This is a genomic window from Haloarcula sp. DT43 (genome assembly GCF_037078405.1).
GTDB classification, from domain to species: Archaea; Halobacteriota; Halobacteria; order Halobacteriales; family Haloarculaceae; genus Haloarcula; species Haloarcula brevis.
Genome location: NZ_JAYMGZ010000002.1, coordinates 787,100 through 801,216, shown reverse-complemented (window position 1 = coordinate 801,216; position 14,117 = coordinate 787,100). Strand labels below are relative to the sequence as shown.

The 14,117-nt window shown below is 68.4% G+C and carries 16 protein-coding genes and 1 tRNA gene; 9 read left to right on the top strand and 8 right to left on the bottom strand.

Annotated features, from left to right (window positions below; genetic code table 11):
- Window positions 1-20: 20 nt before the first annotated feature.
- Genes hisC through VI123_RS11535 form a run of 4 tightly spaced genes read left to right on the top strand, consistent with a single transcriptional unit; the run spans window position 21 to window position 2,784 of the window.
- On the top strand, window positions 21-1,103 hold the full coding sequence (gene hisC / locus VI123_RS11550; RefSeq protein ID WP_336338194.1) for a histidinol-phosphate transaminase: 1,083 nt from the start codon (window positions 21-23) through the stop codon (window positions 1,101-1,103).
- Window positions 1,100-1,606, top strand: coding sequence for an adenylate kinase family protein (locus VI123_RS11545; protein ID WP_336338193.1), 507 nt, complete (start codon window positions 1,100-1,102; stop codon window positions 1,604-1,606). The genes hisC and VI123_RS11545 overlap by 4 nt, the downstream gene beginning before the upstream one ends.
- The gene (locus tag VI123_RS11540; protein ID WP_336338192.1) at window positions 1,603-2,211 is read left to right on the top strand and encodes a CDP-alcohol phosphatidyltransferase family protein; all 609 of its coding nucleotides are present in this window, start codon (window positions 1,603-1,605) and stop codon (window positions 2,209-2,211) included. The genes VI123_RS11545 and VI123_RS11540 overlap by 4 nt, the downstream gene beginning before the upstream one ends.
- Window positions 2,212-2,253: 42 nt before the next feature.
- A complete protein-coding gene (locus VI123_RS11535) occupies window positions 2,254-2,784 on the top strand; it encodes a multiprotein bridging factor aMBF1 (protein ID WP_336338191.1) in 531 nt (176 codons plus the stop codon).
- A 1-nt stretch (window position 2,785) separates the two neighbouring features.
- On the opposite strand, the gene VI123_RS11530 is transcribed toward VI123_RS11535, so the two are convergent.
- Window positions 2,786-3,346, bottom strand: a complete 561-nt coding sequence (locus VI123_RS11530) for a response regulator (protein WP_336338190.1) — start codon at window positions 3,344-3,346, stop codon at window positions 2,786-2,788.
- Window positions 3,347-3,470: 124 nt separating this feature from the next.
- Here VI123_RS11530 and tpiA point away from each other — a divergent pair, with 124 nt between their 5' ends.
- Entirely contained in the window at window positions 3,471-4,118 is a 648-nt protein-coding gene (tpiA, locus tag VI123_RS11525; protein ID WP_336338189.1) for a triose-phosphate isomerase, read from the top strand.
- 20 nt (window positions 4,119-4,138) lie between these two features.
- On the opposite strand, the gene VI123_RS11520 is transcribed toward tpiA, so the two are convergent.
- Window positions 4,139-5,968, bottom strand: a complete 1,830-nt coding sequence (locus VI123_RS11520; protein WP_336338188.1) for an ATP-binding protein — start codon at window positions 5,966-5,968, stop codon at window positions 4,139-4,141.
- Between the two features lie 140 nt (window positions 5,969-6,108).
- On the opposite strand from VI123_RS11520, the gene VI123_RS11515 reads away from it, so the two are divergent.
- On the top strand, window positions 6,109-6,456 hold the full coding sequence (locus tag VI123_RS11515) for a hypothetical protein (protein WP_336338187.1): 348 nt from the start codon (window positions 6,109-6,111) through the stop codon (window positions 6,454-6,456).
- A 3-nt stretch (window positions 6,457-6,459) separates the two neighbouring features.
- Here VI123_RS11515 and dinB read toward each other — a convergent pair whose 3' ends face one another.
- The gene (dinB, locus tag VI123_RS11510; RefSeq protein WP_336338186.1) at window positions 6,460-7,800 is read right to left on the bottom strand and encodes a DNA polymerase IV; all 1,341 of its coding nucleotides are present in this window, start codon (window positions 7,798-7,800) and stop codon (window positions 6,460-6,462) included.
- A 360-nt stretch (window positions 7,801-8,160) separates the two neighbouring features.
- Between dinB and VI123_RS11505 the strand changes: the two genes are divergently transcribed.
- Window positions 8,161-8,475, top strand: a complete 315-nt coding sequence (locus VI123_RS11505) for a hypothetical protein (RefSeq protein WP_336338185.1) — start codon at window positions 8,161-8,163, stop codon at window positions 8,473-8,475.
- A 284-nt stretch (window positions 8,476-8,759) separates the two neighbouring features.
- Here VI123_RS11505 and VI123_RS11500 read toward each other — a convergent pair.
- From VI123_RS11500 to VI123_RS11490, 3 genes are all read right to left on the bottom strand, one after another.
- Window positions 8,760-8,830 (bottom strand) — tRNA-Gly (locus tag VI123_RS11500).
- Between the two features lie 140 nt (window positions 8,831-8,970).
- A complete protein-coding gene (locus tag VI123_RS11495) occupies window positions 8,971-9,651 on the bottom strand; it encodes a class I SAM-dependent methyltransferase (RefSeq protein WP_336338184.1) in 681 nt (226 codons plus the stop codon).
- 10 nt (window positions 9,652-9,661) lie between these two features.
- A complete protein-coding gene (locus VI123_RS11490; protein WP_336338183.1) occupies window positions 9,662-10,702 on the bottom strand; it encodes a tyrosine--tRNA ligase in 1,041 nt (346 codons plus the stop codon).
- A gap of 145 nt (window positions 10,703-10,847) precedes the next feature.
- On the opposite strand from VI123_RS11490, the gene VI123_RS11485 reads away from it, so the two are divergent.
- Window positions 10,848-11,282 (top strand): hypothetical protein, encoded by a 435-nt coding sequence (locus VI123_RS11485; protein WP_336338182.1) that lies wholly within the window; start codon window positions 10,848-10,850, stop codon window positions 11,280-11,282.
- Between the two features lie 68 nt (window positions 11,283-11,350).
- Window positions 11,351-12,388 carry an aspartate-semialdehyde dehydrogenase gene (gene asd, locus VI123_RS11480; protein WP_336338181.1) on the top strand — a complete coding sequence of 346 codons (1,038 nt, stop codon included), beginning with the start codon at window positions 11,351-11,353 and terminating at the stop codon, window positions 12,386-12,388.
- A gap of 73 nt (window positions 12,389-12,461) precedes the next feature.
- Here asd and VI123_RS11475 read toward each other — a convergent pair whose 3' ends face one another.
- Together VI123_RS11475 and VI123_RS11470 are read right to left on the bottom strand one after the other, a co-directional pair.
- Window positions 12,462-12,998, bottom strand: coding sequence for a type IV pilin N-terminal domain-containing protein (locus VI123_RS11475; protein ID WP_336338180.1), 537 nt, complete (start codon window positions 12,996-12,998; stop codon window positions 12,462-12,464).
- A gap of 110 nt (window positions 12,999-13,108) precedes the next feature.
- On the bottom strand, window positions 13,109-14,062 hold the full coding sequence (locus tag VI123_RS11470; protein ID WP_336338179.1) for a D-2-hydroxyacid dehydrogenase: 954 nt from the start codon (window positions 14,060-14,062) through the stop codon (window positions 13,109-13,111).
- Between the last annotated feature and the right edge of the window lie 55 nt (window positions 14,063-14,117).

Here is a 14,117-nt window from a genome sequence, read left to right as displayed (position 1 = left end):
CCCGTCCGTTTTGCACAGCCATGGAACCACGGGACCTCTCCGCTCACACTGTCTACCGGGCAGGTCGCGGCATCGAGGAGGTCGCCCGGGAACTCGGTCTCGACCCGGACGACATGGTGAAGCTGGCGTCGAATGAGAACATGTACGGGCCGAGCCCGAAGGCCGTCGAGGCAATCCGCGGGGCGGCCGAGCGGATGCACTCCTACCCGAAGGCCTCCCACGCCGACCTCGTCGACGAACTGGCGGGGCTGTGGGACGTGACGCCGGAGCAGGTGTGGCTGAGCAACGGCGGCGACGGCGCGCTGGACTGTCTCGCCCGCGCGATGCTCGACCCCGGCCAGGACGTGCTCGTCCCGTCGCCGGGCTTCGCATATTACGCGATGAGCGCCCGCTACCACCACGGCGGAGTCAACGAGTACACGCTCTCGAAGGCCGACGACTTCGCCCAGACGGCCGACACAGTCCTGAAAGACTACAACGGCGAGCGAATCGTCTACCTCACCAGCCCGCACAACCCCACGGGCGCGGAGTTCACGACCGACGCGGTCCGGACCATCGCCGAGGAGACCGACGAGCAGACCCTCGTCGTCGTCGACGAGGCCTACGGGGAGTTCACCGAGACGCCGAGCAAGCGCCCGCTGCTCGCCGAGCGCGACGACGTGGCGCTCCTGCGGACGTTCTCGAAGGCCTACGGGCTGGCGGGCGTCCGACTGGGCTACGCGGTCGTTCCCGAGGACTGGGCCGACGCCTACGCCCGCATCAACACGCCCTTCTCGGCCAGCGAACTCGCCTGCCGGGCCGGGCTGGCGGCGCTCGACGACGACGACCACGTCGAGCGGTCCGTCGAGACGGCGTCGTGGGCCCGCGAGCACATCCACGACGAACTCGCGGCCCACACCTGGGACGGCGCGGGGAACTTCGTGCTCGCCGAGGTGGGTGACGCCTCCGCCGTCGCCAACGCCGCACAGGAGCGGGGCGTCATCATCCGCGACTGCTCGTCGTTCGGATTGCCGGAGTGTATCCGCATCACCTGCGGCACGCGCGAGGACACCGAGCGCGCCGTCTCGGTGCTGAACGAGGTCATCGAGGTGGTCGAGGCGTGAGAGTCGCCGTCACCGGGACGCCTGGCACGGGCAAGACCACGGCGACGGAGCGTCTCGACACTGACCTCGACGTGTGCCACCTGAACGACGTCATCAAGGACGAGGGGTTCTCGACGGGCGTCGACGAGGACCGCGGCAGCCTCGTCGCCGACCTCGACGCGCTATCCGAGTGGCTGGACGGGCGCGATGACGTGCTGTTCGAGTCCCATCTCGCCCACCAATTCGAGGCCGACCGGGTCGTCGTCCTGCGAGCGCACCCCGACACCGTCGTCGAGCGCCTCCGCGAGCGTGGCGACGACGACGCGAAGGCCTACGAGAACGCCGAGTCCGAGGCCCTCGACGTGATTCTGGGCGAAGCCGTCGAGGAACACGGCGTCGAGTCGGTGTACGAAATCGGGACCACGGACAGGACCCCCGAGGAGGTAGCGAGCGAGATTCGGGCGGTCGTGGACGGTGAGCGCGAGCCCAGCGCGGGGACCGTCTCCTACATCGACTGGCTATGACCCTGGACAAGTTCCGCCCGCTGGCCGACCGCGCGCTCGGCCCGTTCGTCAGCGCCGCGAAGGTGGCCGGCCTCTCGCCAAACGGCGTCAGCGTCATCGCCTTCCTGCTTGCGCTCGGTGCGGGCGGGGTGTACGCCGTCGCGGCGCGGGAACCGCTGCTGTATCTCGGCGGGGCCGTTCTCGTCTTCCTGAACGGCTGGCTCGACCTCGTGGACGGGGCGCTCGCCCGGGAACTGAACGTCGCGTCCTCGGGCGGGGACCTGCTGGACCACGTCCTCGACCGCTACGCCGACATCGGCATCATCGTCGGCCTCGCCGCCGGTGTCGGGCAGTGGGCGCTCGGCATCGCCGCCGTCACCGGCGTCCTGATGACCTCCTACCTCGGGACACAGGCCCAGGCGGTCGGGCTCGACCGCGTCTACGGTGGCCTGCTCGGGCGAGCCGACCGCCTCGCGCTGGTGGGCGTCGTCACGGGCGTCGCGGCGTTCGTCCGGCCGTCGCTGGCGGATCTGACGCTGGTCGGCTGGCTGCTGGTCGTCTTCGCCGTCGTCGGCCACGTCACCGCCGCCCAGCGGTTCTATCACGCGATGGCCGGGCTCGACTAGGCCAGCGCACCATTTATACCGCGGCCCGTCCAAGCCGACGGTATGGTTCAGTGCGAGATGTGCGGCAAGGAGGTCTCATCTCCCAACCGCGTCAAAATCGAGGGGGCCGAACTCGACGTCTGCGACGAGTGTACCGACTTCGGCACGGAGGTCAAGACGGAGGAGACGTCGTCGACGTCGACGAAGTACTCGACGTCGTCTTCTTCCTCATCGTCGTCGAGTTCGTCCTCCACGTCGAGTTCGTCTGGCGGTGGCGGGTCCGGCGGCCGCCGCCGGGACATGTTCGACGAGATGGACGAAATCGCACAGGATTACCACGAGCGCATCCGCGAGGGACGGGAGGCACAGGGACTCAGCCAGGAGGACCTCGCCAAACAGCTCAACGAGAAGGCGAGCCTGATTCGAAAGCTCGAACAGGGCAACTCCCTGCCCAGCGACGACGTCCAGCGGAAGCTCGAAAGCGCGCTCGACATCTCACTGAGCGCCGGCGGCAGCGCCGACGAGACGGAGTGGTCCGGCGGCAGCAGCGACGGCGAGTACACCCTCGGCGACGTCGTAAAGCGGAAGGACTAGATCACAGCTGGAGGTCGTCTTTCTCGACGTCGAGTTCGTCGGCGAGTGACTCGACGTCCGACGAGATGGTCTCGATTTCGGCTTCGAGTTCCTGGTACCGCGTGCTGTCGTCCAGCTCCCGGCGGGTCTTCTCGACCTGGAGGACGTTGCGCTTGAGCTTCTTCGACGTGAGCGTCTGGAGGCGCTCGTTGTACTCCCGTATCTTGTACAGTCGGTCGACGACTTCCCGGAGGTCGTCGCGGGTGACGGGCTTGACCAGGTAGTCGTCGACGCGCATCTCGATGATGTCGAAGTCGGGGTCGACGGCGGTGACCATCGCGACGCGGCAGCGCAGCCCCCGCTCCTCTATCTGTGCGAGCACCTCGTTGCCGGAGACGACCGGCATCCGGCGGTCGAGCAGCACCACGTCGACGTCGGGCGACAGCAGCTCCAGGCCCTCCTCACCACTGTAGGCCGTCTGGACGTGGTACTGACCGGAGAGATAGTCGGTGTACAGGTCCGCCAAGTGCTGTTCGTCCTCGACTATCAGAACGGTCGGTGTGTCGTCATCCCCTGCTGTCACGGCTTGTCTCCCTTGGGTATCTCGCCCGGACAGTAATAATTGTCTCCCCACGAGGGCAGGGTGTCGGGGACTGGCAAACGGCGGCTTCGCAACCTATTTCCCGACAGCAACCGGTGCGTTTCGTATGTTCGTCCTTGTCAATCTGAAGGCGTACCCGTGTGACCCAGTGGAAGTGGCGACCGCCGCCGCCGACGTGAGCGACGACGCCGGCGTCCGCGTCGCCGTCGCCCCGCAGGCCGCCCACATCGACGCCGTCGCCGAGACCGGCGTCGAGACGTGGGCCCAGCACGTAAGCGCCGTCGAACACGGTAGCCACACCGGCAGCACACTCGCCGAGGCCGCCGCCGACGCCGGGGCCGTCGGGACGCTGCTGAACCACTCGGAGAACCGCCTCAAGCTCGCCGACATCGACGGCGCGCTCGACGCGGCCGACCGAGCGGACCTGGAGACCATCGTCTGTGCGAACAACCCGGCCCAGATCGGCGCGGCCGCCGCGCTCGACCCCGACGGCGTCGCCGTCGAGCCGCCCGAACTCATCGGAACCGGCACGCCCGTCAGCAAGGCCGACCCGGACATCGTGACCGGCGCTGTCGACGCTGCCGCTCGCGTCAACGGCGACGTGGACGTCCTCTGTGGCGCGGGCATCTCGACCGGCGAGGACCTCGTCTCCGCGAGCGACCTCGGCGCGAGCGGCGTCCTGCTGGCCAGCGGCGTCGCCAAGGCTGACGACCCGCGCGCGGCGCTGGAAGACCTCGTCGAACCGCTGCTGTAACCAGAAGTTTTTCCGGACATTCAGGCGCTATCGGCGTCGGCGAACGCGGCTTCGAGCCGTGAGACGGCCGACGCCACCTCGTCGTCGTCGAGCCGGCGGTCGCTCTCCTCCCGGACCAGCGCCGCCAGCCGGGCATCGTACTTCCCGCGGCCGACGTGCTCGACCAGCCCGCGGAGCCGGAGCTCCCTGTTTCGCGCGTAGGCCGCCGTCCGGTCGCCGGAGCCGCCGGCCGAGAAGTGGGCGTTCAGCGGCGTCCCGGGCCCCTGCTCGTGGTAGTACGCGAGCATCCGGCGGGTCTTCCGTTCGAACTCCGCGATGTCGGCCCGCAGGTCGGCGTAGACAGCGGGACCGTCCGAGTCCGCCGCTTCATCGTCGGCAGCAGCGTCGTCCCCCGAACCCGCCTGTTCGGCGTCGACGGCGTCGGCGATGGCCGCGCGAATCGCCTCGTCGTCGGCGGCGGCGTCCGCGTGCCCGTCGACCGACACGGCCGCCACGCCGTCGTCCGCGCTGGCCCCGTCGGCCGCGACGTCGGCGTCCGGCGCGTGGCCGTTCGTCGTCGCACCGTCGCTTGCACTGCCGCTGGCCGCCTCGCCGCCGCCCCCGCCGTTCATCGCGGCCCCGTTCTCGGCGAAGGCGCTGAACGCGTCGCCGAACCCGCCGCCGGACGTCGCGTCGGCCGTCTCATCCGGTTCCGGGGGCTGTTCGTCGTCGGCCGCTGGCTCACCGTCTGCCTCCGGCGCGTCGGCGAAGCGTTCGCGCTTGCGGCGCATCTTCCCCTGCTCCGTCCGGCCGGGGTTGTAGTCCTCGGCCTGGTCCAGCATCGCCTCGGTGAACTGCTCGGCCATCCGAGAGAGGTCGCGGGCGTCCTGCAGTTCCGCCTCCAGTTCGGCGATGCGGGAGTTCTTCTTGTCCAGTTCCTCGCGGAGTTCCTTGACGCGGTTCTCCGTCTCCTGTTGCTCCTCGCTTATCGTCTCCAGTTCGGAGACGAGGTCGTCGCTGACGGATTTCAGCTCCGGGCGCTCGAAGTCGTCGAGGCCGGGGGTCGCGCCGGCGTCGAAGGTCTGCTTGCGGTGGAACTGCACCCGGCGGACCTGCTCGGCCCAGTCGTTCATCATGAACGCCTCGCCGTCGTCCAGGTCCTCGACGGCGTCGGCGTACTGGCTGTCGAGGATGCGCCCGACGACCTTCGTGTCGTTGTTCCAGGTCAGCCGGTGCCAGACGAGCCAGTCACACTGGGTGATGTAGTCCTTTTTGACGTCGGCGGGGCGCTGGCTGATGCCGACGATGCCCAGCCCGTGCTTGCGGCCGCGCTTCCCGATTTTGATGAGCATCTTCCCGACCTCGCCCATCGACCCCTTCTCGGGCATCCACTCGTGGCACTCCTCGACGAGCATCAGGAACGGCTGTTTCTGCTTCTTGGCCTTGGCGAACAGTTGCTTCGCGACCTCTGTCAGCAGCGTTTCGGCCTCCTCCTCGTCGAGAAACGACGAGATGTCCAGGATGATGGGGACGTTCTGTTCCAGCGCCAGCGAGGCTATCTTGCCGGCGTGGTCCTCCGTGACCTGGATGTCACACTCCTCGTCGCCGCCGACGTGGAGTATCTCGTACTCCTCTTTCAGGCCGTAGTACTCGCCGTCGATGTCGACGACGAGCAGGCCGAAGCCGTTGTCAAGGAGCTTCTCGGCGATGACGCTCGCCGTATTCGACTTCCCGGACCCGCTCTTGCCGGTGACGAACCCGCGGCCGGTCAGCAGTTCGACGACCGGCAAATCGACGCTCTCCCCCGGTTCCCCGGCCCCACCCGGCCCCGCGCTCGTCGTCGCGACGGTTATCTGTTCGGTCTCGGCCATGCGTTACTGTGGGAACGGAGACGCTCGCACCCCATAACTCTCCGTCAGACGCGCATCAACTGTGGAACAGGTTCGCGGCGGGGGAGGGTAACGGCTATTGTGGTGGCACGCATTCACACACTCGTCGGGTGGGGCTGTCCATGGACAGATACGAGACGTTCGTCGAGGACGGAATCGTGTACGTCGGGAGTGCCGACGGGCCCCTGGAAGTGGCACCGCTGGACGACATCGTCGCGGCCGCCGGTGGCCCGGCCTGGACCATCTCCTACTCCGACGCGGAGAAGGAGCGCTACGCCGGCATGGACACGAGCGACGAGGGGCTGGTGGTAGACGTGGTCGACATGCTGCACGCGATGACACACAGCCGTCGGTTCGTCGACACGCTGGCCGCACACCCGACGGAGGTCCCGGCCGACGACACCATCTCGCCGCGAGCCGGGCTGTTCGTCGGGAAACTGCTGGAGAACCTGGAACACGGCGTCGCCTGACGCTCAGAAGTCCGCGAGCGTCGTCTGACCGGGCGGGAGCGGTGCGTGTGCCCCGTCCGCTTCCTCGTCCGCCGGTTTTCCGGCGCTCTCGGTGTCCTCGTCGTCGTCAGCGAAGGTCCCGAGCCCGACCTGGCTATCGTCGTGTTCTGCCGCCGGCTCCGAGTCGCCGGAGCCACCGGCCGACTCCTCGGCGGCCCCGCGGCCGAACCCGTCCAAGTTCGCCTGCTCGCCGGCCGAGAAGTCCAAGTTCGAGACCCGGACGCCGACCTTCCGGACCGGGTCGTCGTCGAACTCCCCGAGCAGGTCGAGCGCGACGCGTCTGACCAGGTCGGCCTCCTCGACCGGGCCGGGGAGCGAGCGGGCGCGGGTGTTCACGTCGAACGGCGGCGTCACGACCTTGATGCCGATGGTCTGGTAGCGCGCGCCCTTCCGCCGGGCGCGGTCGGCGACGGCGTCGGCGAGGGTGCGGACCTGCCGGCACTTGGCCTCGGAGTCGGTCGTCGCCTCGGTGAACGCCGACTCCCGCGAGAGGCTCTTGGGGTCGCCTTTCGGCGTGACCGACCGCTCGTCCTCGCCACGGGCGTAGCGGCGTATCTCGCGGCCGCGCTCGCCGAAGCGCTCGGCCAGCAGTTCCGGGTCGGCGGCTGCCAGGTCGCCCGCAGTCTGGATGTCCAGTGCGCCGAGTTCGCTGGCAGTGACCGGGCCGACGCCGTGGACGTCCTCGACGGGCAAGTCGGCGAAGAACTCCCGGACGGCCCCCGGTTCGACGACGACCAGCCCGTCGGGCTTGTCGCGGTCGCTCGCCACCTTCGCGGCGCTCATCGTCGGGGCGACGCCGACGCTCGCCACCACGCCGACCGCCGACTCGACGGCGTCTTTCAGGTCACGCGCCCACGAGTCGACGGTCTCCCAGGAGACCCGGTCGGTGACGTCCAGGTACGCCTCGTCGATGCTCACTTCCCGCACTACGTCCGCCTCGGCGTGGAGTATCTCCCGGACGTCCGCGGCGACGGACTCGTAGAAGTCCATGTCGACGGGGCGGTAAAACCCCGCGTCCTCGACAGCCAGGTCCGGGTCCTCGACCGCATCGACCTTCCGGGGGAGCCGCTCCAGGGCCTCCGAGATGGCCATCGCCGACTCGACGCCGTAGGCCCGCGCCTCGTAGCTCGCCGTCGCGACGGCCCCGTGGGTCGCGCCGCTCTCGTAGCCCATGCCCACGACGAGCGGTTCGTCCCTGAGCGCCGGCTCCCGCCGCTGTTCGCAGGCGGCGTAGAAGCAGTCCATGTCCACGTGCGCGACTATCCGCTCGGGGCTGCTGGTCCCGGGGAGCCGCGCGGCGTCCATACCCGAGGCTACGCGTACTGGCAGAAAACACCACCGGGCCGATGGCTGGTGTGACGGAAACGGCCGAAAACGGGAGCCTGGAAAGTGGTGGGGTGGGGGTGGGGTGTCAGATACGCTGTACGCCGTGGTTTCGGAACGATGCGGTGCCGGTGGAGTGGCCACGCTCCACCGGCGGTGGTCGTCCGCCGATGCCAATCCCGGATGGTACGACGGTCGTTCCCGCCGGGAGCGTCGGAAGCTCCATGCTAACAATGGTCATGGAGGCACTTCAATGTTGGCAGGCGGTATCGTCGACTGGTGCGTTCCGCGGCTCGGGTCCGCTCGAAACGCTTTCGGTCCTCTCCCTACGACTGCGAGGTAATGACGGAACTGACGGAGTCGCTCCCGGACAGACCGCTCTCGACGAGCGAGATTTCGGCCCTCGAAGCCCAGCACGACGACTACGGGTTCGCGCCGGTCGGGTTCTTCCCCGACCTCGACGTGGTGGCCGCGTTCGTCGTCATCATCGACGGAGACCGGGGGTACAGCCTCGGCTACGACCGCGACGGCGACGGCTGGGTCGTCGTCGAATCCTTCGAGGACGGCCAGGACTTCGCCGGCGTCACCGAGCGCCTGCAGGAGTGGCTTGGCGACGACTGGGCGGAGTTCGAGGAAGCGACCGTCGAACCGGAGTGAGACCGGCGCAGCGAGGCCAACTCAGCGGACCCTGAGGGGTGTCACCGTCTCGGCTGGTCGCCACTGACGACCGCCGAATGGAGCGGCCGGGACGTGCCTCCGACCGGGAACCCCACCGTCGCTGGGCTGTCCGTCGTACAAATATCTCACCGATGGCGGAGTCGCTCGCGTCGAGAAATGCGGCGGCCGGGATTTGAACCCGATGGCGAGACTCGCTTCGTTCGCCTCGCGTGATTCAAGTCCCGCTGTAGAGCATTCGCTCGTCACGTCCGTTCCTCGCAGAATGCGGCGGCCGGGATTTGAACCCGGGCCATGAGCTTGGAAGGCTCAGGTCCTACCACTAGACCACCGCCGCACAGCGCTTCGCTTCTCCGCGGCGTCGTTCGCAAATCCGTTGGACTTGCTCACCACCGCCGCACGCTCACTCACGCATCCTGATTCTTTCGAATCGGGACCGCCCGAGTGCGAACGTATACCCTCATAGATGGAAGGCGATTAAGTGCGTTTCCCTTCCGGTTCGACGACGCCGTAACAGTTACCGCTGGACAGCTCCAGTGACACCAATCGGAGGTCGCTGGCGGCGACGTCGCGCTCGAACTCGGCCGGCGCGTAGATGTGGTAGAACCGCGGGACGGTCTCGCCCCCGGGGAGCGTCCAGTCGACGGTGGTGTCGAAGCCGGTCCCGGCGTCCGCCGCGGCGTCGAAGCGGTCGTGGGCCGTGCTCCACGCGCTGACGAGCGCCCGCGCCCCAGGCGCGAGGGCGCGGGCGAGTTCGTCCAGGCTGGCGCGGCGGGCGTCCCGCGACGGGAGGTGGTGCAGGGTCGCGACGTACACCGCGAGGTCGACGCAGTCGTCGGCGAGGGGCAGTTCGACCGCGTCGCCCTGGACGAGCGCGACGTCATCACCGACGCGGTCGATAGCGGCCGTCAGGAGCGCGCGGCTGGCGTCGAGGCCGACGACGCGGTCCGCGATTCCGGTCAGCAACTCGGCGTGCCGGCCGTTGCCACAGCCAAGGTCGAGCGCCGTCCCGCACGGCGGAGCCTCGGCGACGAACGACTCCACCTCCGGCCAGGCGTACTCGCGGGTCTTCGAGAAGTGGTCGCCGATGTCCTCGTAGGTCCGGCGGACGGCGGCCCGCGAGCGCGCCGGGTCGTCGCCGGTGTCGGGGGACGGCATCGCTCTGCGGTTACTCCGCGTCGTACTTCTCGGGGTAGGCCTCGGCGAGCAGCGCCCCCTCGTCGGCCAGGCGCTCCCGAACCGGGTCGATGACGTCCGAGATAGCGCCCGCGGCCGAGGGCTTCAGGTCCGCGGGGTGGAGTTCGCCGCTGACGAAGTCCGCCTCGACCTCGTCGTAGCTCTCGTAGGTCAGGTCGCCGCCGTACTCCTCGGGGCGCTCGACGACGAAGGACTCGTCGCGGACGTCCAGCACCGGGAACACGAGGTGTTCGAGGTACTCCAGCACTCCGTTCTCCTCGACCTCGCCGGCCGGGCAGTACGCCTGCCCGATTTTCTCGTCGACCTCGTCGGGGCTGTCGGTGAGGTTCACTTTCGAGGCCTCGTCGGAGGCGCTCATCTTGCCGCCGGAGAGGCCGGACAGGAGCGGCGCGAACAGGCAGACTGGCGACTCGCCGCCGTGGTCGGGGAGAATTTCGCGCGAGAGCATGTAGATGCCGCGCTGGTCGACGCCGCCGTAGGCGATGTCGGCGTCGAGCGCCTTCACGTCCAGGGTCTGCATCAGCGGGTAGATGAGCCCGCCGAGGTTCGGGCTGTCGGACTCGCGGACGACCTCGCTGGCCGCGCGTTGCGTGCGCGAGATGGTCGTCTCGGCGGCCATCCGGTACATCTCCAGCGTGTACTCCTCGTCGAGCTGGAAGTCGGTCCCCCGGACGAAGGTCACGTCGTCGGGGTCCGCGCCGGCCGCCTCAATCATGCCCTCGATGGCCGTCTCGTAGTAGGTCGAGCGGGCGTCGAGCAGGTCGAACGGCGACTTGTTGTCGTCGAGGTGGGCGTGCAGGTCCGCGATGAGCACCGTCACGTCGACGCCGGCCCGCAGGAAGTCCGCGAGCTTCCGCATCGTCGTGAAGTGGCCGATGTGCATCTCGCCGGTCGGCGCGTAGCCGATGTACGCCGACGGGTCGCCGTCCTCGAACAGTGCCCGCAGTTCGTCCTCGGTGACGACCTCCGTCGTGTGTCGCGTCACCAGGTCGAGTCGCTCGGCGGTATCCATACCGCAGTGTGGCCGGTCCGGCGATTAAAACGTTCCTGTCCGGTGTGACGCGCTGTCGAGGTGGGACGTACTGTTTTATATCAGTAGCCGGCCAGCTACCGCCCGGCTACGATGGGTCCAAATACGCCCAGCCCAACGTTCGTACATGTACACGGGGAAGACGGAGAAGGCCTGCTGTCTGTGTGGGAACCCGGACACCGAGACCCGTCTGGACCTGCCGCCCCGGGCGGTCCCGCTGCTGAAACACGCCGACCCCATCGCCTGGCAGGACATCGTCGGCGAGGTGTCCATCTACTTCTGTGGCTCGGACTGGGAGACGGTGCGTGACCTCGTGTTGGAGACCGGGATGAGCCCGCTGTCCCGGTGTAACGCCGCCCGCGCCTCCTTCGACCTCCGCGAGGACTTCGAGGCGCTGCTGAACGACATCCGGGACGAGCCCGACCACACGGAAATCGAGGCGGAGATGCGCGCCGAGGCAGCGGAGACGCTGGCGAACCGCGACGACCCGTACGTCGAGGAGCGGGACCTCGTGGAGGCCCGCGTCATCGAGTGGGTGTTCGAGGACACCGACCGCGAGTAGCTCAGCGCGGACGGCGGAACCGCTTCGTATCCAAACTGTTTTGACCACCCATAGCCGTGTGTCAACCGATGACTGTACGCGTAGGTGTACTCGGTGCGACGGGTGCTGTCGGGCAACGGCTCATCCAACTGCTCGACCCCCATCCCGAGTTCGAAATCGCAGCACTGACAGCCAGCGACGCGAGCGCCGGCGAGACATACAAGGACGCCGCCAAGTGGCGCGTCAACTCCCCGATTCCCGAGGACGTGGCCGGACTGGAAGTGCGCGCCACCGACCCGGACTCGGTGCCCGACGACGTGGACCTCATCTTCTCCTCGCTCCCGTCCAGCGTCGGCGCGGAAGTCGAGCCGGAGTTCTGTGAGGCCGGCTACGTCGTCTCCTCGAACTCCTCGAACGGCCGGATGGACGAGGACGTGCCCCTCGTCATCCCCGAGGTCAACGCCGACCACGTCGACCTGCTCGAAGTCCAGCGCGACGAGCGCGGCTGGGACGGCGCGCTCCTGAAGAACCCCAACTGCTCGACGATTACGATGGTGCCGCCGCTGGCCGGCCTCGACCGCGAGTTCGACCTGACCGACGTGCGCGTCTCGACGCTGCAGGCCGTCTCCGGCGCGGGCTACTCCGGCGTCACCTCGATGGAAATCATCGACAACGCCATCCCCCACATCGGCGGCGAAGAGCAGAAGATGGAGAGCGAGTCGCGCAAACTGCTCGGCTCGTTCGACGGCGCAGAGGTCCACCTCAACGAGATGGACGTGGCCGCCTCCTGCAACCGCATCCCGACGCTCGACGGCCACCTCGAGAACGTCTGGGCCGACACCGCAGAGGACGTCTCCGCGGCCGACGCCGAGGCCGCGATGGAGTCGGTGACCGGCATCGACCTGCCGTCCTCGCCCGAGAAGCTCATCACGGTGTTCGACGAACCGGACCGCCCGCAGCCCCGCCTCGACCGCAACGTCGAGGACGGCATGGGCGTCGCGGTCGGCGGGTTCCGCGAGACGACCGACGGCGTCCAGTTCAACTGCCTCGCACACAACACCATGCGCGGTGCCGCCGGCGCGAGCGTGCTGAACGGCGAACTGCTCGACAAGCGCGGCTACTTGTAACGGTCACGGTCACGAGGGCGGTTTTTTAGCTCGACACAGACGGCACAGAGACGGTGGCCCGTCCGGCCCGACGTCAGCACCAGTCCGGGACGCCATCACCGTCGCTATCGGAGGGCGACCCCGGCGGGAGCGCCGGGTCCGACGGGGCCTCCCACGTGTTCAGTTTGAGCGTGTCGCCGTCGTCGTCCGTGAGGATAATCCGGTACGTGTCCCCCTCCGCACAGATAGGGTCCAGCGCCGAGTCGCTGTCGAACCCGTCGAGGTGGACGTACTCGCCGCTCTTGACCTCGGGGCCGCCCGTCCAGACGTCGCTCCAAGTCACGCTGTTGCCGGACTCGTCCCGGATGACGATGTTGTCGCCGTCCACGGTCCGCCCGACTTCGTGCGTGATGGTGACGTAGGGGCGGTCGGCCGCGTTGTCCCCGCCCGAGGCGACGTACTCGGCTTCGAACCCGCCCGCGGGGGCTGGCTCGCGGAGTTTCCCCTCGAAGCTCATCGCCAGCGACGCCAGCACGGCCGCCAACAGAATCCCAATCGCCACCAGCAGAACGACGCCGATGACCGGTGAGACACCGCGGTCAGACCCGGACGGGCGGCCGTGTCGGCACATACACCGGATGCGTGCCGAGCGCTCTTAACCGTACAGCAGCTGTTTCAGAGCGTGATAACGCGGTCCACGGGACGGGTCCGCGGCGGGTGACAGCCCCGCCGAACCCCCGTTTACAGCGCTATCTGGTTCCTGAGCCCGTCCCACTCGCCGGTTCGCTCCGCCCGTCGGACGTTCTCGGCGACGATATCGGCCAGCCGCTCGTAGTAGCTGGGCGTGTGGCCGGCGTTGTGTGGCGTGACGAGGACGTTCTCGAAGTCCCACAGCGGGTGGTCGCCGGGCAGCGGTTCGGGGTCGGTCACGTCTAAGGCCGCGCCGTCGATATGGTTTCGCTGGAGCGCATGGACGAGCGCGTCGGTGTCGACGACCGGGCCGCGGGCGACGTTGGTGAGCACCGTGTCGGGGTGCATCGTCTGGAACACCTCCTCGTCAATGAGGTGGCGCGTCTCGTCGGTGAGTGGGCAGGCCAGCCCGACGTACTCGGTGTCGGCGACGGCCTCGTGGATGTCGTCGAAGCCGTACACCTCGTCCGTCGGGCCGCCCTTTTCCGGCGAGTAGCGGACGCCGACGGTCTCCACGTCGAACCCCTGCACGCGGTCGACGATGGCCTGCCCGATTTCGCCGAGACCGACCACACAGACGCGGCTGCCGGCGAAATCGTCGGTGTGGAACGACTGCCAGGCGTGGTCGCGCTGGTGGCGGCGGGCGGTGAAAAAGCCCCGAGCGAAGGCGAGCCAGGACCCGACGACGTTCTCGGCGACGTTCGGGCCGTGGACCCCGGAGGCCGTCGTCAACGCGATGTCGCGGTCGGCCAGCTCCGACAGCGGGAGGTGGTCGTATCCAGCGTACGTCCCCGCAAACAGCTCCAGGGAGTCGGCGGTATCGACCAGCTCCGGCGAGACGTCGTTGCCGGTCAGGACCGTCGCGCCGGCAATCAAGTCCCGCTCGGCGTCGGGCGTCTCCGCGACGGCGATGTCCCACTCCGGCAGCCGGTCCCGGAGCGCTGTCGCGTACTGGTCGACCGGCATCCCGTGAACGTCGTATCGCATCACGACGATGTCGGCCATCGAACCCCTCCTGTGGCGTAGGGAACCATATCGTCTGTTCCACCCGCGCCCCTCA